Below are 1,442 nucleotides of genomic sequence, written 5' to 3' on the forward strand. Positions count from 1 at the left end.
GCTCGACCTGCGCGCTACCGGAGACCCACGCATTGCGATGCAACGGCGTCGCACCCATAGACGGACTGATGGTCGCCGACTCACCGACCAGACGAACGGTCACCACCGTGCCATCCGACAACGTCTTGACAAGCTCACCACCCGGCAGCGGAACGAAAGTATCGGCATTCGCCGCACCTGTGGAGAGGAGACCTACAGCGATGGCCGTGGACGCGCACAGCCCGGCCGCGCGCGCCAATTTCTTACGATCGAACATGATGATTCCCTTTAAGTGTCGAGTTCGCTTGAGCGAAAGAAGATTTGACAGATCCGGCCGCGTCAGCCGATGCTGAACGGCATCCCGTAAAGGGTGGTCTTCGAATAGTGATCGCCGATGATCTCGACGACCGTGTACGAACGCGCCTGCGCGTAACCCGCACACCCCTGGATCTGAATCTCGGCATCCTGATACTCGACGGAGTACACACCCGGCTTCAGGATGTCCTTGTAATCGATCTGAACGAACGTGACCTCGCCGGGACCGAGATTGATACCGATCGAGCCACCGGCGCTCGCGCCCTCGAGGTTGACACTGCCGGACACACCGGCGGAAATGGCGTCGTCGGCGATGCTGATCTGGCAGCCGACGATGTAACCGGTGCTCAACTGCGAGGCACCGTGAGTGGACGAATTATTCGTGCCCGGGTTTCCGCTCGGGCCGTTGTTCGGGCCGATCTCACCTTCCGGCGTCACAGCGACATCGGCAATGGCGTTCCCCGAAACCCACACGACACGGCCGGCACCGTTCGCAGCAAGGGACGGGGAGATCAAGGCGCGCTCACCATTGCGGGTGATGCTCACGCCGTACCCTGCCTTGTGACCGTCCGGCAACGGCACGAAGACATCGGCATTGGCGGCACCGGTGGACAACAGACCGGTGGCCACGGCTGCCACGGCAGCGGCGCCCGCGACGCGGACGCCTCGAGACAGACCGTTGGTGCGGTACTTGCTCATCTTTTTCCTCATCAGGTTGCATCCGACCGCCTCAGGGTGTCGAGGCGGACGTGTCCCTCCAAAGCCTGCGGCGCGCAGTGGAATGTGCCGTCCACCAAGCGATCCGCCGACCATCGCGTCATCGAGCGATCTCGGACGGAAACAATGTTATTCGGTATCAACCGGACTTTTCCGGAAATTCGGGCAAATTGCCTCGAGACGAAAGTGACCCCATTAAGATCATCGAGCTCGTTGCGGGTCAATTGAATTCATGACGAAATGGACCCGTCGCGATGCGAGGGTCCATTTCATCCGAAGCTACGGGTTTTTCACCCGCCGTTCACTCAGCCGAGGCTGAAGGGTGCTCCCCACAGCGTCACCCAGGTGATGACATTGTCGGTTTCGACCTCGACGCTCACGAAAGCACGCGCCTGGGCATAACCACCACAGCCATTGAGACCGATGGTCTC

Annotated in this window: 3 protein-coding genes; all 3 read right to left on the reverse strand. The window is 60.7% G+C overall.

Features of this window, described 5'->3' with window-relative positions; translation table 11 throughout:
• On the reverse strand, window positions 1-256 hold a 256-nt coding region (locus GVY39_RS33705), incomplete at its 3' end, for an MspA family porin (RefSeq protein WP_201295443.1).
• Window positions 257-318: 62 nt separating this feature from the next.
• On the reverse strand, window positions 319-993 hold the full coding sequence (locus GVY39_RS33710; protein ID WP_159931030.1) for an MspA family porin: 675 nt from the start codon (window positions 991-993) through the stop codon (window positions 319-321).
• Window positions 994-1,316: 323 nt separating this feature from the next.
• Window positions 1,317-1,442 (reverse strand): MspA family porin (locus GVY39_RS33715; protein WP_201295359.1); only part of this gene is annotated, 126 nt, incomplete at its 5' end.

It is taken from the genome of Nocardia sp. CY15, assembly GCF_009829295.1.
Lineage (GTDB): Bacteria > Actinomycetota > Actinomycetes > Mycobacteriales > Mycobacteriaceae > Nocardia > Nocardia sputi.

Bases quoted from the DNA above. Each gene is read 5' to 3' on its own strand.
- GVY39_RS33710 (WP_159931030.1), bottom strand. From the start codon at position 993: ATGAGCAAGTACCGCACCAACGGTCTGTCTCGAGGCGTCCGCGTCGCG.